Consider the following 21,685-nt stretch of genomic DNA (forward strand, 5'->3'; position numbering starts at 1 on the left):
CTTTTTTACAAGGTATTACTGACTGTAATGCGCAAAAAAGCGCTTTACTCTATCCATTGCAGGCTGTAAATCATCTTTATGTGGTAAAAACACTAATCTAAAATGATCCGCACTGGGCCAGTTAAAAGCACGTCCGTGGACAAGTAGAATTTTTTCTTCTTTGAGCAAGTCCAGCACCATGCGCTCATCATTCTTAATATTAAACCGCTTCACGTCGACTTTTGGAAATGCATAAAGCGCGCCCTTTGGCTTTACACAGCTTATCCCTTCGATATCGTTTAAGCCTTTAAACGCAATATCACGCTGCTCATACAAACGCCCACCCGGTTCAATGAGTTGGTCGATGGACTGTATGCCTCCGAGCGCTTGTTGAATGGCAAACTGTGCAGGAACATTGGCGCATAATCGCATAGACGCGAGCATTTCTAAGCCTGTGATCAAGTCCCGCATCACTGAATGCTTACCACTGATCACCATCCAGCCCATGCGGATCCCGGCCGCACGATAGGTTTTTGCTAAGCCGTTGAAAGTGATAACTGGGATATCATCACAAAGACTCGCAATTGAAAAATGCTCCGCATCATCATATAAAATCTTTTCGTAGATCTCATCACTCAGTATTAATAGCTTGTGTTCTCTGGCAACGTCAATTAATGCCTCAAGCAATGCTTTATCATATACAGCACCGGTCGGATTATTTGGGTTGATCAGCACCAATGCCTTTGTACGACTCGTGATTTTACGCTTGATATCTTCGATATCTGGAAACCAGTCTTGCTCTTCATCACAAAGATAATGCACTGGGTTACCGCCTGATAATTTAACTGCGGCAGTCCATAACGGATAATCCGGTGCGGGGATCAACACTTCGTCACCGTCATTGAGTAAGGCTTGTGCGGTCATTTGGATCAATTCACTGACGCCATTGCCAATGAAGATGTTATCGACACTAATATTGGGAAAGCTTTTTTGCTGATAATATTGATACACGGCAACTCGGGCAGAATACAATCCTTTTGAGTCGCAATAGCCCTGTGCAGAATATAAGTTTTTTATGATATCTCGGTGCATATCTTCTGGCATATCAAAGCCAAATGCCGCCGGATTACCAATATTTAATTTGAGGACTTTCATGCCCTCGTCTTCCATTTTTCTTGCTTGATCCAATACTGGACCACGAATATCGTAACTCACCCCGTTGAGCTTATTACTTTTTGTTATTTGTAGCATCTATAACCCCCTCATTTTGCTCAAGCATATATCACAATGCCGTCTAAATTCTATGCTTGTGATAACTTTTTATGCTTCAAAAAAGCAACTTACAAAATGAAGTGATTAGGGTGGGATAAATAAGCGCAATATTAGGTTTCAGAAAATAAAAAAGGCCGTATAAACGACCTCATTTCCGCTCTTTGGCTTATGCTGGATTTAAGACTGTGTACTCACCCACTGCTGCAGTTTCGCTTTTGAACCTGCAACTTGTGCTGCCAGCTTCTCAATAGAATCATCAACAATATCCTGCTCCCCTTGAATAAGGGCATGCTCTATCATCTTTGCTAAATCGCTCAAACTAGCGGCCCCAAACTGAGCAGCGTTAGATTTCAAACTGTGAGCATGACGAATGGCAGCTTCTTGATCCTGATTCAAATTCAGCATCAACTCCGATTCTAACCGCTCGAATTCAGAACAACAAAAATGAACCGTATCTTCGAATTGCTCGCCCAGCAACATTTGCATGTTTTCTAGGGCACCTTCATCTATTACGATGCTCATAATTTTCCTTAAATTTAATATTCTATTACTTATGCTAGCCAAATCTGGTTTCTTGTGCAAAGTAAATGCGGGCAAGATATGATAAAATATGACTTATATTAAGAAACACCTCATCAAACATGAAACGTAATACCTGTCCAGTCTGTCAGTTTCCCACAAAAACTTGCGTATGCTCCTATATTGGTAACGTGATACCAAATGCGACTCAAGTTATTATCATGCAGCACCCAAGCGAAGTAAAAGTCGCCAAGAATACCGCAAAGCTCCTCGCCTTGCAGTTAGACAGTTTTGCGCTGTATGTTGGAGAAAATACCACTGACTTTGAAGAGTTGATTAACTTCTGCAACGGAAACCATGTTGCACTACTCTACCCAAACAGCCACGCCAAGACCTTAACTACAGAACATAATCACGCTCAAAATCTTGATGCCATCATCTTATTGGATGGTACTTGGAAGAAAGCCACTAAGCTTTATAAGCTCAATCCGTGGCTAAGCCAGTTACCCAGTTTTCAGTTCGATTCGGTAAATGCGAGTGAATATACTATTCGTAAATCTAAACATGAATACAGTTTATCAACACTTGAAGCGGCAGCTCAATTTCTCGAGATTGTAGATCAATGCGAAACTGCGGATCTCTATAAACTTCAAGCAGGCATGGTGAAAGAACAGATGACGCGAATGCCTGATGATGTTAAGGCTCGGTATTAAAGGAAGAAAATGCCAAGCTCGAGACTACTGCGCGGATACACTCGCCGAGGACCCAATTATCGATTCGGCGATCAAGTTGATTTCAGTGAAATTAAACAGACCTTTGGCTTTAAAACCATGACCATTGGTCATTGGGTTACGCCCGAAGAAACCCGTTTATCCGCCAATTTCATTTATGATGCCCTCGCAGATCTAGCCCAAATATTACAGGTACCACCAGAAGTCATTGGCCTTCGGGGAACACTTAATTTTGCTTTTGGTACAGGCGGTCAACAAGGTATTCAAGCGCATTACGCGGCAAATACGAGAACACTCGCGTTAGCAAAAAATGCCGGCGGTGGCGCACTTGCCCACGAATGGTGGCATGCATTTGATCACTATATTTGCCAGCATTTAATAACACAGCCAAAAAAGCCTTTTGCATCGTCAGCTTGGTTACTTTCTACTGAAACCGTATTACACCCTCTGAACAATGCTTTAGCAACGTTTTTTGCGCATACCTTTTTAGATGAACAACATCAACAACCAAATCGGTATTTTCATACCGCCAAGATTGCTGATAGCGCAAACAAACAAATATATTACGCCCTGCCCGAGGAGCTAACAGCTCGGATGTTCGAGGCCATTATTGCCTATCACAGCGATATATCAAATTCATTTTTGGCCGCGGGAATTAAAGGTTCAGAACAAGAAAAACTGGGGATTTACCCAAAGCATGAACATAGAAAACGATGCGCTGAGCCCATTTTTCACTACTTCAGCGAACTAGGAAAGATTTTATATCACCAGCATAGGTGACTTTACTTAACCAACTCTTAAATTCCGTGAACGGCAACGGACGTGAAATAAAATAGCCCTGTGCAAAGTCGCAGCCATAGGCCTGCAAACGAATGTAGCTATTGATATCCTCAACCCCTTCTGCCACCACCCTTGATCCTAAACTGTGCGCCATATCACACGTCGCTTTACAAATTGTTTGGTTGCTCTTAGATGTCTCAATATCCATCACAAAACTTTTATCAATTTTAAGTTCATCAAATCCAAGTTTACTCAAATATGCAAGTGAGGAATATCCAGTACCAAAATCGTCTATCGCCACCTTTACGCCGATTGAACGATAATCATCTAACACCCCTTTAAGCTCTGCTTCTTTTCCTATCGTTACAGATTCCGTGATCTCTATCATTATTTGAGAAGGTGCGAGTGATAATTCATTGATAAGCGTAATAAGCTGTACCGACAACTCTCTTCTACTCAAGTCACGACCAGATACGTTGATTGAAATAACGTGCTCAGGCAATAACTTGGTTATCTCAGCTTGATAATGAAGCGCATGCTCAATCACCCATTCGGTGATCTCATAAATTTGCCCTGAAGACTCCGCAATCGGAATAAATTCGTCAGGTGGTATGTAACCAAGTTCAGGGTGAAGCCAGCGCAGTAGCACTTCCGAGCCAAATACCCTGCCAGTCCTGAGGTCTACCTGCGGCTGAAAGAATAAACTGAACTGTTCATGTTCTATCGCACTTTTAAGAAACGAGGTGAGCTTTAATTGTCGCTCAGTCGAAATAGAGCTTTCAACATCAAATAGATGCCAACGTTGACCATTGTGTGACTTAGTATTAAGAGCCTGCAGCGCGCGCTGGATAAGCTTCTCAGTGGATTTTGCATGCATTGGATAATTCGCTACCCCAACCTCTAGACTATCGACAATCTGCGTGTCTTTATAGCCAACCCCTTCTTCGAATACAGCAGATAAAATACATACATATTGCTCAACTTGACTGACCTCTATTTTACCATCAAGCACGATGGCAAACACTTGGTCTTCTAGGCGGTAAATAGGTGTGTTTCCTTTATTTGCAACGGCAGCGCTACCATAAGTATTGATTTGCTCAGAGACCTCTTTGAATAACTTATTGATGTGCTGATTTGCAAAGGTTAAGCCAAAACTCAGTCTTATTGATGGCAGGATCAGTGGTTTAAAAAGCAACAATGTATGCGCTTTATTTTGCTCCTCAAGCTTAGCGAGCGAACCAAACAGGGCGAATTTATTGGGAAGTGCAGTCTCTTTATCAAACTCAGCATAATGAATATACATACGCCGCTTTTCCGCATCATGCCAAACCACAAACAGTAGTAAGAGCATTAAATGTAGGCTGATCAACACATGGTTTACGATTGATATTTGCTCACTTGGTTGTATTAATTGACTCCCAGCAAAACCAATTAATACCGCCACCATAGGAGACCAAATTGCGCAGCAAAAATAGACTTCTTTACGGCTGTCTTTATCTTGACTTACCAAAATCATCGTACTTAATACAATTGCACCAATAACCATAATTGACTGAAGTGCAAACGGTAAATCCACTTTCGCAAACGCCACAATGACACCGCTTAGTAAGTAGATATATGCGGTCGTCTTGATGGTTAGCTTTATCTTTCTATCAAGCCTATTTTTAGTAAGGAAATGATGAAAAAACAAAAGGCTGAAGCCGAGTGCAAAACACACAAAGCTGCCACTGTAATGTAAAAAATGAATGCTATTTTGGTAGCTGAAAAAGATATCAGCGAGTCCTTTATGGGTGACGTAAAGGCAGGCTAATGACAGCAAATAGCCACCAACCGAAAGCAGGCTTGCGCGTTTCGAAATAATACCGGTACTGAGCATGAAAATACTCAATAAAAACATCACCCCTAGAAACAACCCTGTTAAAAATAGATGAGCATTGGTATCTTCTATATAAACTTCATAAGGTTCAATACTCACTCTAGACAAGGAAACATAGGGTGATTGAACTTTAACAACGATCGGCTCAATATGGCTATTTGCATCAATTACCAAATGGGGGGAAAAGTGGGATAACGATGTATGATTATTACTTGCGGGGATTTGAGTTAATTTTCCAATAGGGTCCGTGGTAAAAAACTCAACACTGCCCATGGATGGACGTGCGACTGTTAGCACTTGGTCTGACAGATCATCGCGAACGAGGTTTGTGATTCGAAGCCAAACCGCAACGCCCTTTGGAATAATTACCGTTTCTTGCGATACATTAAACTGGGCCTCGGAAAAGTCACCATAGCCTACTGAAATTAAAGGTCTTGCTTCTATAGTTTCTGCGGCCAGCTGCGTTTCAGCAGTAGCCAACATCGCAAAGATGCAACACACAATTATCGTAAACATCAGTGTGGCATACCTAGCAGCGCTAAGCCACATACCCATTCTCCTTGAGTCACTTTGACGGTGATTTATCAGCCTATTCGTTATGCAAAGAACCAAGCGTTAACGTTCAAGAAAAACACCAACCTGAAAACATTGGCTATGAGCTTCTCTTTGCAAATCAGTAGGCAACGCCATTCGCGCACTAATACCTATTTCACTTTGTCTACTGCAGTCATTCGCATGACGCTTTCGCCGACAACATAAAAAACGCATTACAATAAGTATGGTTTGGATCAAAGCAAATGCAAAAATATTATTGAATTTAAATCGTTATGGTTATTTGATGGGGGATCAAAAATGTAAAGATGGCATGCCGTTATAGGGGGTTAAATATTTAATTATAAGATTGGAACAACAACTTGTTCTCCAGCCGCTGTTATTCCCAAGCTAAGCGTCAGATTTGTTTGTAATAGGCCAACTATTTACACACAAATCCTCTCGCCTACCTATTCAATTAACTGTCGTCACTAATACGCGAAGCAACCGCACTATTTTGATCCTTATATTTGGCGTCTTTACGCTCGTTATAAGGGAATTGCGCAGCACTCGTCATCGTTTCAAAGCTCATCGCACCTATTTTCATGTTTGGCCTAAGTGCCAAAGGCAACTTACCTGAGTTATAGAATTCTAATACGATGTTTCCAGACCAACCGGGATCAATACGATGCGCAGTAACATGAACCATTAAACCTAGCCTTGCCAGCGACGAGCGGCCATCTAACCAACCAACAAGGTCGGCAGGTAGGGTTACTTTTTCATACGTCATTGCCAGCGCCAGCTCACCAGGGTGCAAGAAAAACGCTTGGCCATCTTCTAACACAATTTCGTCACTCATGATGGATTCCATCGCGGCATTGATCTGATCTTTAGGACCACTGAGATCAACGTAAGGCGCGGCATGGTCCTGAAACACTCTAAACTTGTTACCCAGTCTTAAATCCACGGTAACGCCTGAAATCATATCTGGCTTAGGTGTAGGTTCGATGATTATGCGTTGTTGTTCAATCGCTTCTCGAATATGGGTATCCGATAATCTCATTCTTAGTCTTCCGTCATCACAATCTCAACACCCGATGTTGAGTCTGATTGGTAATATAACATACTGGCAACCAGTTGGGCACAATCAACATAGTGATCTGCTATACCATGATTGTCAGTCTTACTTTCTGAATTAGGCTCACGGACTGTGGCAATGATATCTTCGCCCTGCTCTGTTGCTGTTCTGATCTGTTCGTTAAGCGGTACTTCCGCGAGCAGAGGCACACCATAGCGACTCGCCAGCGTGGTGCCACCAGAGTGACCAAAAATATGGTTGCGACTACCACATTGCTCACAATTGAAGTAACTCATATTTTCGACCATACCTAAAATAGGGAGCTGCACTTTTTCAAACATCGCGATGCCCTTCTGTGCATCTGCAAGCGCCAAGGTCTGCGGTGTGGTGACAATCACCGCACCACTGGCTGGCACTTTTTGCGTCATGGTAAGTTGGATATCTCCTGTGCCAGGTGGCATATCAACAATCAGATAATCCAGCTCGCCCCAATCCGTTTCATTTAACAATTGAGTAATCGCTTGAGAAGCCATTGGTCCTCGCCAAACAGTGGCGTCCTCTGCTGGGACCAAAAAGCCGATAGACATGGCTTTAATGCCCGACTTTTCAATTGGTAGTAGGGTTTTATCATCTTTCGCCTGAGGTTTTTCATCCTCAAGAGCCAGTAAACTCGGTAGTGAAGGGCCATAAATATCAGCATCTAGCACACCGACTTTCGCGCCTTGAGCACGTAGCGCATACGCCAGATTAATCGCAGTGGTAGACTTACCCACCCCGCCCTTACCCGAGGCAACAAGAATAATATGTTTAATGGCTTTAAATTTTGGTCTGCCGACAACGACGACTTTCGATGCCACCTCAACGGGCTTGCCTAAGTGTTGCTGTAGATAACTGGTAATTTCTTGATCACATTGGATGGCAAATGGAAAATTAATTTGTACTTGAATTTGCGCCTTTGATTCTTGTGTTTTGATCACCCAATTTGCATCAATTCCCACTGGTAATGCGGCACTACGATAGCCATTTAAAAGCTCAATGATTGCCTGTTTGGTGTTTTTTCCCTTGGCAAACCATTTTTCCAGTCCAAACATACAAATTAAACTCCTCTGGATGATGAAAATAGCCACGGAATTATGTAACATTCAACTCATTAAAACCAGTCAATTCGCGGTTCATGGTCTGAACGAAGGTGAGTCACTAAGCACACTTGTCCTTACAAGTGTTAACTCGGTGAATAATCAACCAATTCAACACCATCAATTAGAAAGATCGCGCTAAATTCATGGAATCGTTATGACGAAGAGAAAAATTCTCATTACCAGTGCATTACCATACGCAAATGGCCCCACACACTTAGGCCACTTGCTGGAATATATTCAAACCGATATTTGGGCTCGCTTCCAAAAGCTACAAGGTCATGAAGCCTATTATGTATGTGCGGACGATGCGCACGGCACGCCAATCATGCTAAATGCACAGAAGCAAGGTATCACGCCTGAAGAAATGGTTAAGCAGGTGAGTATTGAGCGTCAGCGTGACTTTGCAGACTTCAATATCGAGTTTGATAACTATCACAGCACACACAGTGACGAAAACCGTGAACTAAGCGAGCTTATCTACACTCGTTTAGACGAAAAAGGCTATATCAAAAAGCGTACAATTTCACAGTTATTTGATCCAGAGAAAGGCATTTTCCTACCAGATCGTTTTGTTACTGGTACTTGCCCGACTTGTAAGTCTGAAGATCAAAATGGCGATAGCTGTGATGCCTGCGGTGCAACCTACAGCCCAACAGAGTTGATTGAGCCAAAATCTGTGATGTCTGGTGCGACACCTATCTTGAAAGATTCAGAGCATTACTTCTTTGACTTACCAGCATTCGAAGACATGCTAAAAACATGGCTACGCTCAGGTAGTCTGCAATCTGAAATGGCGAACAAGCTAGACGAATGGTTTGCAGACGGCTTGCAGCAGTGGGATATCAGCCGTGACGCCCCCTATTTTGGTTTTGAAATCCCAGGCGCGCCAGGCAAATATTTCTATGTTTGGTTGGATGCACCAATCGGTTACATGGCAAGCTTCAAAAACCTTTGCGAGAAACAAGGCCTAAACTTTGACGAGTTTTGGGGTGAAGGCTCTGACGCCGAGCTTTATCACTTTATCGGTAAAGACATCATCTACTTCCACAGCCTATTTTGGCCTGCAATGCTTGATGGCGCTAATTTCCGTAAACCAAATAACGTATTCGCTCACGGTTTTGTCACCGTGAATGGCGCTAAGATGTCTAAGTCAAAAGGTACTTTTGTAAAGGCTCGTACCTACCTTGAACACTTAGATCCTGAATATCTACGTTATTACTACGCGGCTAAACTAAACAGTGGCGTTACGGATTTAGACCTCAACCTAGAAGATTTTGCGGCACGCGTAAACTCAGACTTAGTGGGCAAAGTGGTAAACATCGCGAGTCGCTGCGCGGGCTTTATCACTAAGAAATTTGACGGCAAGCTAAGCGGCTCTGTTATGGACGAAGCGCTACTAACTAGCTTTGTTGCTGCAAAGGATTCAATCGCGACACATTTTGAAAACCGCGAATACAGCCGCGCAGTGCGTGAGATCATGACCCTTGCTGACAAAGCAAACCAGTTTATTGATGCCGAAGCGCCTTGGGTGCTTGCAAAGAATGAAGAGACACTTGAGCGTGCACATCAAGTGTGCTCTATGGGTCTTAACCTATTCCGCGTACTACTTACTTATTTAAAGCCTATCCTTCCTGGTATGGCGAAAAATGTAGAAGCTTTCTTAAACACTGAGCTAAGTTGGGAAAGCGTTGACAACGCCCTTGTTAATCATGAAATCAATAAGTTTAAGGCACTAATGCAGCGTGTTGAACTTGATAAAGTGAATGCGATGATCGAGTCGTCTAAAGAAAGTCTTGAAAAGAAAGTGGGCGGTCAATCTGTAGCAGCAGATCCGAATAGCCCACTTGCCAAAGAGCCAATCGCTGCGGAAATCGAATTCGATGATTTTGCCAAAGTTGATCTGCGTGTCGCAAAAATTGCCAACGCAGAGCATGTTGAAGGTGCAGATAAACTGCTTAAACTTACGCTTGATTTAGGTGGTGAAACGCGCCAGGTGTTTGCTGGCATTAAGTCGGCTTATTCACCTGAAGATCTTATCGGCAAGTTAACAGTAATGGTTGCAAACCTAAAACCTCGCAAGATGCGTTTTGGTATGTCAGAAGGCATGGTGTTGGCTGCAGGCCCTGGTGGTAAAGAAATTTACATCTTAAATCCAGACGAAGGTTCACAGCCTGGCATGCGAGTGATGTAATCACCCTATTACTTGTATACAAATAAAGGCTTCCATTTAGAAGCCTTTATTTTTGCCTATATCAAACCTTCGCGCCAACAAGTTGCCAGCTTTAATCCACACCAAATGCACCGAAATGTTGAGTATCGCAAGCCATAACACCAGAATTAAATTGCCCAACGCGCCGAAGGTATCATTTGCTTGCTCACTAAAAAGCGTAAACATAATAAAGACTAATGCCCATCCTTTGGTATTCAATATTTACACAACTAATCTAATCGCTTTTTAAAGCGCATCGTCGCAATCATAAAGCCAATCACACTAAAGGCGACTAAACAGAGTAAATCAAAATACAAATCGCTGAAATGCGCGCCTCGAAGTACCACAGCTCGGATCGACCGTACGTAATGTGTGGCAGGTAAGATCTCTGCAAGGTATTGCGCCGCTCTTGGCATCGCGGCAAATGGGAACATAAACCCAGATAGCAATATTGCAGGCAGTAACACAAAGACCGTCATTTGCATTGCTTGCAATTGGTTTTTGGCTTTAGTAGAGATCAACAGTCCCAAGGTAAGGCTCGCGGTGATAAACAACAACGTCACGATAAGTAGACTTGCCATATCAAAATTGAGCGGTACATCAAATAGCCAATGTCCTAAAAATAGTATTATCGCCATTTGAATAAAGCCAACAAGAATGTAAGGTAGAATTTTACCTAACATTAGTTCGGTTGGCCGAACCGGTGTGGTGATAAGAAATTCCATATTACCCTGCTCACGCTCTCTAACCAGCGCTGATGAGGTAAATAGGATCATCGTCATCGTTAATATAATTGCAATCAAACCGGGAATAATATTAACCGACGAGCGTTTCTCTGGGTTAAAGTAATTTTGCAGCGCAAAAGCTGGGTCTGGCAGTGCAGGCATAGGTAACCTTTTGATGCTAGTTGGCAACTTGCTGAGTCCCGCCACGGCACCACTCAATAACGGATCGGAACCATCAATCAACCACTGTGCAACGCTATGTTGCGCTGTACTATTACCCACTTTATAGCCACTTAGTTGATAATCACGATTGAGCTGCCGACGCACAAAATCAGCAGGAATAACCAACACGGTATTCACCTTTCCTCTGGTAATGGCCTGCTCAGCCGCCGCAATTGAATCATAATAGCCGATAAAGTCAACAACTTGAGTGTTGGCTGCGGTTTGGATCAACTGTCTGGATTGATAAGTCTGACTAAAATCAACAATACCTGCGGAAACATGTCTTACATCAGTATTAATTGCATAACCAAATAGCAACAGCTGCGCCAATGGCAACATCACAATCATCGCAAAGGTAATACGGTCGCGTGCCAGCTGCATAAACTCTTTACTGACGATGGCATTTAACCTACGCAAGCTCAGCATAGCCCCTCCCTGTGCTCGTTACAAACACATCCTCGAGGTTAGCGCGAGTGAAATCCACTTCGTAACCACCTCCAGATTCAGCTCGCAATAATGCCAGAGGTTGTGATTCTTTTTTGTTTATCAACACCCTTAGGCGAGCACCTATTTGGGAGACGGAAATCACACTCGGTAATGAAGCTAAACGTGTTTTTAATGCCGCAACGTCGTCACCCACAACTTCGCACACCGAAACCTTTAACTGTTCCATCAGCGCGATGGGACTATCATCCGCACGCTTTACACCTTGCTCTAAGATAGCAAGGCGGTGACAACGCTCTGCCTCGTCCATATAATGGGTAGACACTAAAATGGTCGTGCCCTGCGCACTTAAACTAAATAACTGCTCCCAAAATGCACGACGATTTTCCGGGTCAACCGCTGACGTCGGCTCATCTAAAAAGAGCAACTCTGGTTTATGAATAACGGCGGCGGCAAGCGCGAGGCGTTGTTTTTGTCCACCACTCAATGCACCGGACTGCACCGATTTTTTATCTTCTAATTGGTACTCCTGTAGCAGCTCAGCCACTCTACGCTTAACATCATTGCGTGATAAACCATAAATTTTCGCCACAAACTCGAGATTCTCCAGCACACTTAGCGACTCGTATAGGGAGAATTTTTGCGTCATGTAGCCTAATCGATTACGCAAGCTTTCACCATGTGCCTGCACATCCTTTCCCATAATACTGATATGACCTGTGGTTGGTGTTAACAGTCCAGTCAACATTCGGATTGTAGTTGATTTTCCGCAGCCATTTGGCCCTAGAAAGCCATAAATTTCGCCCTGTTTTACGGTAAGGTCTAGGTCTGAAACCGCCCAATAGTCGTTAAACTGCTTACCCAAACCTTCACTTTGGATCACGATTTCCTTGGTCATTCTTACAGCTCCACCCAAACCGGCGTGCCTGACGGGACAGTCACTTTATCAGTGAGCACCACTTCCACCACATACATTAAACGTGCTCTTTCTTCTTGTGAAAGTGCAAAATAAGGCGTGAAGCTCGCGCTTTGGCTAATGTAGCTGACGGTGCCTTGTAGACTTTTATCACTGCCATCGAAATGCACATTTAGCACACTTCCCAAAGAAACTTTAGCAAGCTGGGTTTGCGGCAGATAAAGTCGAGCGAATGTTTTGTCGTCAGCAGCCAGCAGAATAATCGGTGCACCTTTAATGGGACGCTCACCAACAAGCCAAGGTAAATCCTCGACAATGCCGGAAGTTGGTGCTTTAAGGGTAAGATCAGCGAGCTGCTTGTTGGCAATAATTAGCTGTGTTTGTGCTTCTGTAATTGCGATTTTTGCTTGTTCGATTGTCTCCTCTCTCGTGCCATTTTCAAGCTCTTTCAAACGCGCTTGGGCCTCTTGCAAAATACCAAGTGTCGACTCGACATTGGCAGAGGCGGCATCGACCCTATCTTGAGAGGTCAACTTGTCTTTGATTAACTGCCTCTGTCGAACAAGTTGCCGCTGAGCTTCTTCCCAAGCGGCCTGTGCTGCATGGACCCTTGCTTTGGCTTGTTTGACTTGTTCAACTCGGGTGCCAGAGAGTAACAATCTATATTGCGCTTGCAAGCGCGCGATTTGCTGTTCAATAGCATTAACCTGTTGTTGCTGCACCACGTCATCGATTTTCGCCAGTGGCTGTCCTTTTACCACTTTATCGCCGCGCTCGACCAGCAACTCAACTAATAACTCTCCGGTTGGGCTGCTGATCTGCACCTGCGGTCGTTCGATAATGCCGAAGATTTTACGCTCGGGTTTAGAACAACCAACCAAAAGCGTCAATAACACAAAACTGATGATGTAAAACGGTGTTTTCATAATGTTTTCCGTTCAATATGCTGGGATAGAAACACGTTAAAAATAGCTTGCTGATGTTTGCCAAGCGAGCGCCACTGCTCAGTATCCGAGTTTTCGATACCAAGTAGCGGCTGCATCACAGGTGGCACCAAAAAAGGAAATGCCGACAAGCCAAGGCAGGTTAAAAGTAACCATTCAGCTCGAATGGGCTCTGCAGGCGAAAGCGTTTGAAAGGTCGAATTTAAAGCACTGACACCGTTCTCTACATGCTCAAAGAAAATCTTTTTTATGATTTCATGCTCTTTAGAGTGCGTATCATGTAGTGCCATAAAAATGATCTTAGGTAGCGTTGGGTATTGGCTCATCACCTGAAAGTAGCGCTCTATAAACTGAGTTAAAATAAGCGGTGAGAGTTCACGTAACTGTGATTTTTTAATCCCTTCAAGCAAGCTCAGTAGAGGTGCTGCAACCTCGCGAAATACCGCTTCAAACAGTCCCGCTTTATCGCCGAAGTAGTACTTAATCAAAGCAATGTTTACCTCAGCAAGGTCCGCAATTGCTCTAGTCGTGACTCGATTATATCCGCGGTTAATAAACAAACATTTACCAGCGGTGATGAGCTTTTCTCTCGGGGTAACAGCGGCTTCCGTTAGCTTATTTGTCATGTTTCAACTCCATTAATCACTTGATTAATATACTAGGACAAATGTGCAAGCTTCACGACAGCTTTCGTTAATCAAAAAAGAGGAAATGATTAATCACTAATCTACATCAAACTTTCATTGGTTATCTGGCCTTTTTGTGGACAGGCACCTTACTTTGCCCTTATAGCGATGTCTGAGTTGAAACAGAGCGGGATCGAAGTTTAAATTGACGAGTATTGGGTTTTTATGATCTGATTACGCATCGTAATTTTTAGGTCGTTACAATTAGCATCATCACGTAACAATCTTGTTGACGCCTTGTATCGTGAACTATTTAATAGCAAGTGGCTTTAGTGTGGTTGAAATTGAAAGAAACTTAGATTTTTTAGGTGACTCTCTTATCATACAAAGTCAGGAAGTAATTAACTCGGTAAATTTACAATGAAAGAAATAAAAATTTACAAGGCAATATTTTTTTTAAGCATTCTTTTTTCCACCTTTTTAAGCACTGCAAGCAATGTGGAAATAAAAATAACAAAAGAAACAAGTAAGAAAAACTTTGAGATAGAGTATGTTTTTAGAGAAAGCGTAAGATCAATAACGATAAAAAACGCACCTGAAAACTTCATAATGAATTATTGGAGGTTTAAAGATAACCACCCACCCACTATATCACCCAATGGAAAAATAGAGTTTTCCACCCCCAAAAAAAGTTTATCTATAACAATAGATAAGGGGTTCGACACATCTGAAATTCGAGCTTATTCTCCATATCTATTTTTCAAAAGTGGGACTGGTATTTTTCTAGACTATTTCTTACCTAATGAAATAAATTACACAAAGATGGGCAAGGAAAAAAATGAAGAAATAGAATTCGAAATTATAAGTAAAGAGAAAGATAACAATCAGAAAACCAGTGGAAACCACCTTAAAATTAGAGGTGGTGATTTTAAAAGTTATTACTTTTTAGCACCTATTGAAACACAAGAATTTAAGGGTGTAAATTTCAAAACCAGCTCAGAGATAGATATTAGACTAACTAATTCAGTTATTGAGAATACAATAAAAATTATAAACCTATTAGGAAAGGCTTTAGATCACAACCACCCTGGCAGCATTGAAGTTTTAATTTATTATGATAAAAGTAGAGACTATCTAGGCTTTGAAGGTGGTGCTTTACCAGGTCAAATTGTGTTAACTCTAAGTGGAGATGATCTTATTTTAAACCCTTTGAGATATGAACGTGAAATTTTACTAATAATCGCGCACGAAGCTGTTCATCTTTGGAATGGTTATCTTTTTCCAAATAAGGGAGATTCACCTACATGGCTATATGAAGGTAGTGCTGAATATTTATCCTACCAACTGTTACTGTCCTTAGGCATGATATCTAAAGATTATCATGATTATTTTTATAAAAGTGACATAGAAAAGTGTTCTAGCGTGCTTGAGACAGAAGCTTTAGGAAGTATTGATAACACCCCTTCAGTCTTTGCTGCTTACGCTTGTGGTCATGTGATTTTTGATGTCCTCAGCGTTAAGTTCGACAAAGATGATAAATATAAACTTCTCAAAGAGCTTTTCACGCACTCTGCAGGTGGTTATTCATTTAACTCTTTATACAAGCTATTAAAACAAAATGATAGCACTGCTTCGTTAGGAGTTAAATTAGACAAGATATTATCTTCAAAAATTGAGTCTCATGAAAACTTCAAAAGTTTATTATCCACAAAGAGTTCAGGTTAGTTAGTTAATTCATTCATACTGAAGACAATTTTACTTTTTTGAATCATATGATAAGGATAACCAAAGGGGGACAATTACATTTTGGTCCTTAGTACCCTCTAATTATGGCAAACATTGCTGCTCGTTAAGTCGATGAAGCAACTGTCGCGATCGGTAGGTCTTAGGGTTTTAAAACAACTTGAAAGCAAAGTAACCACACGAGACATGACCTCTAGAAGCTTTGTATAGCTGAGTAATGGTGGGAAGTCTTTTTGTGAAATCGAGTAAGGTAGCCTTTATAAAAATTTCAAAATCACGCTGATGTGACATACGAAATAGAAAGACCGTTATCATGGACAGGCACTTTAACTATTGATAGATATCGTGGACAGCCACGTAAAAGTTTTTGAAAATTGGAATATGAACAGCAAAGCAAAAAATCAATTGTCTTTGGTTTTAGATACACCAAATGCTACTCAATCGGGGTTGGAAAAAGAGTGAGCTAACACATTGTTTTAAAATTACATTAATGTTCCCCCTTGTCTAGAGAAAAGGCTTTACGGATAGCAACGCTCTCGCGTCCTACTCCCACAAAGACCCTTTGTAGGCAAGGTTACGGTTAGCGCTAAAACTGGCTGCTAGAAAGGCATTAATTATCTGAAGTTCAGGTTAACTTAGTGCAGTTTCATTTTTGGCCGCACCACTCTTAGCACCTTTTCACTTATCCATAGTGCAAAGGTTTTTGCGATACCATGGATTGCGCGCTGATGCATTCTATACAATGAGATGTACATGAATCGCGCTATCTTGCCTTCAATAAAAAAGCTATTGCTGGTTAGGTTTCCCATTAAACTACCAACGGTGCTATAACGAGATAAATTCACTAAAGAGCCGTGATCACTATAGGTAAACTCTTGTAAAGGTTGATTTTTTAGTGTGGCGATTAGATTTTTCTCTACACATTGCGCCATTTGATGGGCGGACTGAGCACGCGGCGGCACTTGAGTACCATCCGCTTGGGTAAATGCACAGCAATCACCGATGACATAAATATGCTCATCTACACTGCTTTGTAAGTATTGATTTACCTTAATTTGATTATTACGAGTAAGCTCGAACAGTCCAATCTCTTTAATAAAGTCAGGTGCTTTTACCCCCGCAGCCCACACCTTGATGTCTGCCTTTAACTGTTCATCTTCTTTAGTAATAAAACTGTCTTCAGTTGCCTGCTTTACCTGAGTGCCTTTCCGCACCGTGACACCGAGCTTCACAAGCTCCCGTTTAGCTGAATTGGCAATACGCTCAGGTAGTGCTGGTAATATTCGAGGACCTGCTTCTATTAAATCAATACGAAGGCGTTTGGCAGTCATTTTATTCAGCCCGTACATTTTCAACATGTCTGATACATGATACAGCTCGGCAGACAGCTCAACGCCAGTAGCGCCACCACCAACAATACCGATAGTTAACGAGTGCTTTGGATCATCGTCTTGGTGTAAGCGTGTAAAGTTATCGAGGAGTGCATGCTGAAACCGCTCAGCTTGCTGATTTGAATCGAGAAAGAAGCAATGCTCCTTGACCCCCGGCGTATTAAAATCATTGCTAATACTACCGATGGCAAGCACAAAATAGTCATAGCTGACTTGTCGCTCTGGGAGAATACGATGGCCGAGTTCGTCTTTTAGCTCGCTCAGCGTGATGGTGTTATTGGTTGAGTCTACGTGGCTAAAACTGCCGAGCTGAAACTGATAATAATGCTTTGCTGCATGAGCAGAATAAACCACTCCATCTAAGTCAGCGTCTATAGACCCTGTCGCGACTTCATGAAGCAATGGTTTCCAAATATGACTGCGATTTTTATCAATTAATAAGATTTCCGCTTGGCGTTTTTTTCCGAGTTTATGCCCTAATTGTGTTGCCAGCTCTAAGCCACCAGCACCACCACCGACTATCACGATTTTAGGAAGTTGCGTATTCATCATGTTGCCCTTAAAAGTATAATACTTAAGTACTCTAGGGTCTTGGAAAAGCACTTAGGTATTTCAAATCCATCATGAAATACCTTGTCTGGCAACGCCTACTATTGTGCGCCTTTTTAGTTCATTTGTCAGCGGATAACGTCAAAATTATTCAACAGTTTTCCCAAGTCCAAGGACGCTCAGAGCCAAAAAATGCGGTTCGTATATCGGCTAAGGTAACCCCCCTGCCGGTCAATTTTACATTCAGTTCTAGATAATTGTTGTACTAACCATATTGGTTGAATGCACTTTTTAATATAGAGACTAGACTGAATGTAAGCATACTCTGAGCCGAGAATAGTATCTCTGCACTCCACGGGGTTATGTGTCTTTTTGTATCAGCTATTTAAAGGAGATAAACATGGCATTTCCAACTGCGGTGAATAGTCAAGTTACCGATTCAGTGTCTCAAACAAACACCAAAGTGCTTGGAGACTCACCAGCATTAGCAACGATTAAGCTCATGCTTGCCGTGAGCCAAGCATTGTCAAACGCTGCACATAACGCTATCAATGCGCAACAAAATAACAATGTCACTGCTCAAGCGGCTTTGACGCAGGGAGTGAATACCCTAATGAATGTGGATATCGCAGCATCAATGGCTGTTATAAAAATTTACAGATAGTAAGAAATACCCTATTCCCCGAGTCAATGTAAATAACATACTAAGTAAGGTAAAACTATGGGCAGTGCAGGAAAGCCTCCTTATAACCTCTAAGGCAGCCTAGCAAGCGAGAGTGAGGCTAAAAAAGAATTCCAACAGTTTCATAGCGTCTGCGCAGAACTTAGAACAAGCTCTGCGCTAGTCGCTAGATTACTGCTTTTCTATTTGGCCGTCTTTCATCACAAAGGTGACGTTTTCCATTACACTAATGTCTTTTAGTGGGTTGCCTTTAACCGCAATAATATCAGCAAGTTTCCCCGCCTCAAGCGAGCCTAATTGTGTATATTGCTTGAGTAACGTCGCCGAGTTAATAGTGGCAGCCTGTAAAGCTTGTAGTTCAGTCATACCAAATTTCACCATGCGGCTAAACTGCTTACCATTGTCACCGTGAGGATAAACACCAGCGTCAGAGCCAAACACCATATTCACGCCTGCTTTTACCGCTTTTGTAAAACTAGCACGCTGAGTAGCACCCACCTTACGTTCTTTATCCAAGCTTTCAGGCAAAATACCTGCCTTTTCTCCCTCGCCAAGAATATATTCCGTATTGTAGATATCCATAGAGAAGTACGTGCCTTTGTCTTTGGCTAGCTGAATGGCTTCATCATCCACAAAACTTACATGCTCTACTGAGTTCACACCTGCTTTAATTGCAGACTTGATACCGTCAGTGCCGTGCGCGTGGGCAGCAACCGTTAAACCGCGTAAGTGTGCTTCGGTCACAATCGCCGTCATTTCCTCTTGGGAATATTGCTGAGCACCCACTTTAGTGCCTTTAGACAGAACGCCACCCGTTGCACAGAACTTGATTAAGTTAGCGCCATATTTAATATTTTCACGTACCTTTTGCCTTACTGCCCAAGGTCCATCAGCCACCCCTTCTGAAAATACTTTATGCTCATGGGTTAGGAGGTTGTTGTCACAATGGCCGCCAGTGATCCCAAGTGAAGGACCTGCTGCGTTTACACGTGGGCCTGATACGTCACCATCAATAATGGCATCGCGCAGCGCGATGTCAGCATAGCCAGCAGCACCAAGGTTACGAACTGACGTAAAGCCCGCATCTAGTGTGCGCTTGGCGTTTCTAACACCAGTAATTGCCGCACGAGGTGCAGTGCGTTGCAACCTTTTGTAGCCATGAACATGTGCGTCTGAAGTTAGGTGGACATGCATATCAAATAGACCGGGTAATAATGTGTGGCCACTTAGGTCTATCACTTCAGCGTCTTTTGGATAGGCTTTACGATTTGATTTTCCGACTGAGATAATCTTATTGTCTTCAACGACCACAGTTGCAGGTGAGATAAGCTTGCCTGACACCACATCAATCGCAGAGTCAGCATTTAAAACATACGTTTGCGCGTACACACTGCTTGAAACAAAGAGTGCCGTGCTCATCCATATTTTTTTATTCATGTTACTTCCTCATTTTTTGCTTGAGTGTAGAAAGAATATGGCTTGCAAACAAACCGATCGCGACCAATAACTGTTCCCATTTCAATAGTGCTATGTTTTTCTGTCTATTATCACTGTGTTAAACCAGAATAATGCAATGGCGGTTATAAATGCGATAGCGGCAAATAGCCCCCACATTAACTCTGGTGCCGCCATTTCTTGCACCAACACTTTATAGCTCCAACCAGATAAAAATCCAGCAAATAAGAAGCCCAACGCCATAGAAACAAAATAGTATCCCATATACAACGCAGCTTGAGATTGAGGCGCGATACTCGCGACATATTCTTGGCTTTTAGGAGAGGCAAGCATTTCACCAAGCGCGATAAGCAATATGACAGTGACAATGAGCTGACCACTTAACCAGTCGCTATCGCTAAGTAATGCGATAAACGCAACCGTCATCACCAGTAAGCCCGTGACTAACACATAAAATGGTCTAAATCGCTGACAGAGAAAGCTCACCAAAATTTGTGCGACCACAATCGCTGCAAAGTCTAAATTAATGAGATACTCAGGATTAATTTGACGATATTGTACGAGTTGTTCAGCAAGGGCTTGCGCTTGGAGCTGTGAAAGTGCCTGTCCATTATCGTGAAGCGCATTTAGCGTTTGTAGTATCAACTGTATTTGCTCATGCGGGACATTCACTTTGAGGTGAACCCATTCAAGCCTAATGGTTTCGATGGATACCGCGCCGCTTTCCTTAAGCTCGTTGAACAGCGTAAAAATGGAAGCAGTTAACTTATCAATATCAACATGTGCTAAAAACGCGACGCCAGAATCGCCAAACCACGCCAATATATCTCGGGTATCTGCATAATCACGGATATACACAGGTAAAGTATAAAAAAGCTGATTATACACAGTCCAAAAACCAGCAAGGATCAGCAAATATAACGCAAACGGCAGGTTACTCACCTTCATCGGTTGTTGCCACCATGCTTTAGTCGGCGCTCGATTTATAAGCACTCTGTCCCACACCCAGTTAGCTACTAACCATATTGCAATCCAAGTAAACGCTTGACTGTAGTTAGAAAACCCAACGCCAGCTGACATCAATAGCGCCAGTGCGACAAACAGCGTAAGTGCTAAACGTGTATTACCCAGCACCGACTGTGCGGTTTTTAATACTTGAGTAAGAGATTGCTTGGTTTTAGGTAATGTTTGGGGGTCTTTGTAAAATAACATCAAGGGAATAAAGTTTATGGCAATCCAAACTGCCGACATCATAAATACTGCATCCCAACTAATGGCGCGCATATATCCCGCAACCAATGGACCTAAAAATCCACCAATATTCACCATGGTATAAAAGATCCCAAATCCAAGACCACGATTACCATCGTTTGTACTGTGGCTTACGGTGCCAACGACCACAGGTTTAAAGCAGGCAGCCCCCAGCGCAACAAAGCTCAGCGCAGCAAAAAACGGCCAAAAACTCTGTGCCTGTCCCAGTAAATAATAACTTGGTGTCATCACCAAAAATGCAAAAAAGAACATCTTTTTATACCCGACGCGATCTCCCAATGCACCAGTTACAACAGGCAAAAGATATAAAAAGAAGGGAATAATCCCCTGTACGGCGCCACGCTCTATATCAGTAAAGCCAATACCGCCTTGCGACTTTGGTGTTGTCATATAAATTGATGACACGGCGAAAAAACCATACCAAGCGAGTCGTTCAAATATTTCCATGATATTCGCAATGTAAAAAGTTCGACCAAACCCAGAAGACGACTTTGACCGATTTGCTCCATTGAGATCGGGTTCACACCACTGCTGCTGATTTTGCATAATGACAATACCTGTTATCTTTGTTATTTTATATTGCATACAATATACACAAATAA

General features: G+C 42.4%; 17 protein-coding genes. 5 read left to right on the top strand and 12 right to left on the bottom strand.

Annotated features, from left to right (window positions below):
- Positions 1 to 15 precede the first annotated feature (15 nt).
- Both ABMY45_RS15440 and ABMY45_RS15445 read right to left on the bottom strand, forming a co-directional pair.
- On the bottom strand, positions 16 to 1,230 hold the full coding sequence (locus tag ABMY45_RS15440; RefSeq protein WP_039495683.1) for a pyridoxal phosphate-dependent aminotransferase: 1,215 nt from the start codon (positions 1,228 to 1,230) through the stop codon (positions 16 to 18).
- A 198-nt stretch (positions 1,231 to 1,428) separates the two neighbouring features.
- Entirely contained in the window at positions 1,429 to 1,773 is a 345-nt protein-coding gene (locus ABMY45_RS15445) for an Hpt domain-containing protein (RefSeq protein WP_102056684.1), read from the bottom strand.
- Positions 1,774 to 1,892: 119 nt separating this feature from the next.
- Between ABMY45_RS15445 and ABMY45_RS15450 the strand changes: the two genes are divergently transcribed.
- A complete protein-coding gene (locus ABMY45_RS15450) occupies positions 1,893 to 2,483 on the top strand; it encodes a tRNA-uridine aminocarboxypropyltransferase (RefSeq protein WP_239420764.1) in 591 nt (196 codons plus the stop codon).
- Positions 2,484 to 2,492: 9 nt separating this feature from the next.
- Positions 2,493 to 3,281, top strand: coding sequence for a CLCA_X family protein (locus ABMY45_RS15455; RefSeq protein WP_239420765.1), 789 nt, complete (start codon positions 2,493 to 2,495; stop codon positions 3,279 to 3,281).
- On the opposite strand, the gene ABMY45_RS15460 is transcribed toward ABMY45_RS15455, so the two are convergent.
- The 3 genes from ABMY45_RS15460 to apbC all read right to left on the bottom strand — a co-directional run bounded on the left by ABMY45_RS15460 (position 3,241) and on the right by apbC (position 7,857).
- Positions 3,241 to 5,706, bottom strand: a complete 2,466-nt coding sequence (locus ABMY45_RS15460; RefSeq protein ID WP_010604589.1) for an EAL domain-containing protein — start codon at positions 5,704 to 5,706, stop codon at positions 3,241 to 3,243. The genes ABMY45_RS15455 and ABMY45_RS15460 overlap by 41 nt on opposite strands.
- A gap of 460 nt (positions 5,707 to 6,166) precedes the next feature.
- On the bottom strand, positions 6,167 to 6,751 hold the full coding sequence (gene dcd / locus ABMY45_RS15465) for a dCTP deaminase (RefSeq protein ID WP_010371648.1): 585 nt from the start codon (positions 6,749 to 6,751) through the stop codon (positions 6,167 to 6,169).
- A gap of 2 nt (positions 6,752 to 6,753) precedes the next feature.
- On the bottom strand, positions 6,754 to 7,857 hold the full coding sequence (apbC, locus tag ABMY45_RS15470; protein ID WP_349289113.1) for an iron-sulfur cluster carrier protein ApbC: 1,104 nt from the start codon (positions 7,855 to 7,857) through the stop codon (positions 6,754 to 6,756).
- A 202-nt stretch (positions 7,858 to 8,059) separates the two neighbouring features.
- Between apbC and metG the strand changes: the two genes are divergently transcribed.
- Positions 8,060 to 10,096 (top strand): methionine--tRNA ligase, encoded by a 2,037-nt coding sequence (metG, locus tag ABMY45_RS15475; RefSeq protein ID WP_349289114.1) that lies wholly within the window; start codon positions 8,060 to 8,062, stop codon positions 10,094 to 10,096.
- A gap of 248 nt (positions 10,097 to 10,344) precedes the next feature.
- Here metG and ABMY45_RS15480 read toward each other — a convergent pair whose 3' ends face one another.
- Genes ABMY45_RS15480 through ABMY45_RS15495 form a run of 4 tightly spaced genes read right to left on the bottom strand, consistent with a single transcriptional unit; the run spans position 10,345 to position 13,991 of the window.
- A complete protein-coding gene (locus ABMY45_RS15480; protein WP_239420769.1) occupies positions 10,345 to 11,487 on the bottom strand; it encodes an ABC transporter permease in 1,143 nt (380 codons plus the stop codon).
- Positions 11,471 to 12,403, bottom strand: coding sequence for an ABC transporter ATP-binding protein (locus tag ABMY45_RS15485; RefSeq protein WP_102056677.1), 933 nt, complete (start codon positions 12,401 to 12,403; stop codon positions 11,471 to 11,473). Before ABMY45_RS15485 ends, ABMY45_RS15480 begins: the two co-directional genes overlap by 17 nt.
- Before the next feature lie 2 nt (positions 12,404 to 12,405).
- Positions 12,406 to 13,347 (bottom strand): HlyD family efflux transporter periplasmic adaptor subunit, encoded by a 942-nt coding sequence (locus tag ABMY45_RS15490; RefSeq protein WP_239420770.1) that lies wholly within the window; start codon positions 13,345 to 13,347, stop codon positions 12,406 to 12,408.
- Entirely contained in the window at positions 13,344 to 13,991 is a 648-nt protein-coding gene (locus ABMY45_RS15495) for a TetR/AcrR family transcriptional regulator (protein ID WP_239420771.1), read from the bottom strand. Before ABMY45_RS15495 ends, ABMY45_RS15490 begins: the two co-directional genes overlap by 4 nt.
- Positions 13,992 to 14,411: 420 nt before the next feature.
- On the opposite strand from ABMY45_RS15495, the gene ABMY45_RS15500 reads away from it, so the two are divergent.
- The gene (locus ABMY45_RS15500; protein ID WP_349289115.1) at positions 14,412 to 15,716 is read left to right on the top strand and encodes a hypothetical protein; all 1,305 of its coding nucleotides are present in this window, start codon (positions 14,412 to 14,414) and stop codon (positions 15,714 to 15,716) included.
- 653 nt (positions 15,717 to 16,369) lie between these two features.
- Here ABMY45_RS15500 and ABMY45_RS15505 read toward each other — a convergent pair.
- Entirely contained in the window at positions 16,370 to 17,674 is a 1,305-nt protein-coding gene (locus ABMY45_RS15505; protein ID WP_349289146.1) for an NAD(P)/FAD-dependent oxidoreductase, read from the bottom strand.
- Between the two features lie 400 nt (positions 17,675 to 18,074).
- On the opposite strand from ABMY45_RS15505, the gene ABMY45_RS15510 reads away from it, so the two are divergent.
- Entirely contained in the window at positions 18,075 to 18,338 is a 264-nt protein-coding gene (locus ABMY45_RS15510; RefSeq protein ID WP_349289116.1) for a RebB family R body protein, read from the top strand.
- A 189-nt stretch (positions 18,339 to 18,527) separates the two neighbouring features.
- On the opposite strand, the gene ABMY45_RS15515 is transcribed toward ABMY45_RS15510, so the two are convergent.
- Entirely contained in the window at positions 18,528 to 19,793 is a 1,266-nt protein-coding gene (locus ABMY45_RS15515; RefSeq protein WP_239420775.1) for an amidohydrolase family protein, read from the bottom strand.
- Between the two features lie 90 nt (positions 19,794 to 19,883).
- The gene (locus ABMY45_RS15520) at positions 19,884 to 21,668 is read right to left on the bottom strand and encodes an MFS transporter (protein ID WP_349289117.1); all 1,785 of its coding nucleotides are present in this window, start codon (positions 21,666 to 21,668) and stop codon (positions 19,884 to 19,886) included.
- Positions 21,669 to 21,685: the final 17 nt, after the last annotated feature.

Origin of the sequence: Pseudoalteromonas sp. XMcav11-Q (genome assembly GCF_040104525.1) — a bacterium.
In the GTDB taxonomy this organism is placed as follows: Bacteria; Pseudomonadota; Gammaproteobacteria; order Enterobacterales; family Alteromonadaceae; genus Pseudoalteromonas.

Coding starts and splice junctions, on each gene's coding strand:
- ABMY45_RS15440 (WP_039495683.1), bottom strand. CDS start 1,230: ATGCTACAAATAACAAAAAGTAATAAGCTCAACGGGGTGAGTTACGAT.
- ABMY45_RS15445 (WP_102056684.1), bottom strand. CDS start 1,773: ATGAGCATCGTAATAGATGAAGGTGCCCTAGAAAACATGCAAATGTTG.
- ABMY45_RS15450 (WP_239420764.1), top strand. CDS start 1,893: ATGAAACGTAATACCTGTCCAGTCTGTCAGTTTCCCACAAAAACTTGC.
- ABMY45_RS15455 (WP_239420765.1), top strand. CDS start 2,493: ATGCCAAGCTCGAGACTACTGCGCGGATACACTCGCCGAGGACCCAAT.
- ABMY45_RS15460 (WP_010604589.1), bottom strand. CDS start 5,706: ATGTGGCTTAGCGCTGCTAGGTATGCCACACTGATGTTTACGATAATT.
- dcd (WP_010371648.1), bottom strand. CDS start 6,751: ATGAGATTATCGGATACCCATATTCGAGAAGCGATTGAACAACAACGC.
- apbC (WP_349289113.1), bottom strand. CDS start 7,857: ATGTTTGGACTGGAAAAATGGTTTGCCAAGGGAAAAAACACCAAACAG.
- metG (WP_349289114.1), top strand. CDS start 8,060: ATGACGAAGAGAAAAATTCTCATTACCAGTGCATTACCATACGCAAAT.
- ABMY45_RS15480 (WP_239420769.1), bottom strand. CDS start 11,487: ATGCTGAGCTTGCGTAGGTTAAATGCCATCGTCAGTAAAGAGTTTATG.
- ABMY45_RS15485 (WP_102056677.1), bottom strand. CDS start 12,403: ATGACCAAGGAAATCGTGATCCAAAGTGAAGGTTTGGGTAAGCAGTTT.
- ABMY45_RS15490 (WP_239420770.1), bottom strand. CDS start 13,347: ATGAAAACACCGTTTTACATCATCAGTTTTGTGTTATTGACGCTTTTG.
- ABMY45_RS15495 (WP_239420771.1), bottom strand. CDS start 13,991: ATGACAAATAAGCTAACGGAAGCCGCTGTTACCCCGAGAGAAAAGCTC.
- ABMY45_RS15500 (WP_349289115.1), top strand. CDS start 14,412: ATGAAAGAAATAAAAATTTACAAGGCAATATTTTTTTTAAGCATTCTT.
- ABMY45_RS15505 (WP_349289146.1), bottom strand. CDS start 17,674: ATGAATACGCAACTTCCTAAAATCGTGATAGTCGGTGGTGGTGCTGGT.
- ABMY45_RS15510 (WP_349289116.1), top strand. CDS start 18,075: ATGGCATTTCCAACTGCGGTGAATAGTCAAGTTACCGATTCAGTGTCT.
- ABMY45_RS15515 (WP_239420775.1), bottom strand. CDS start 19,793: ATGAATAAAAAAATATGGATGAGCACGGCACTCTTTGTTTCAAGCAGT.
- ABMY45_RS15520 (WP_349289117.1), bottom strand. CDS start 21,668: ATGCAATATAAAATAACAAAGATAACAGGTATTGTCATTATGCAAAAT.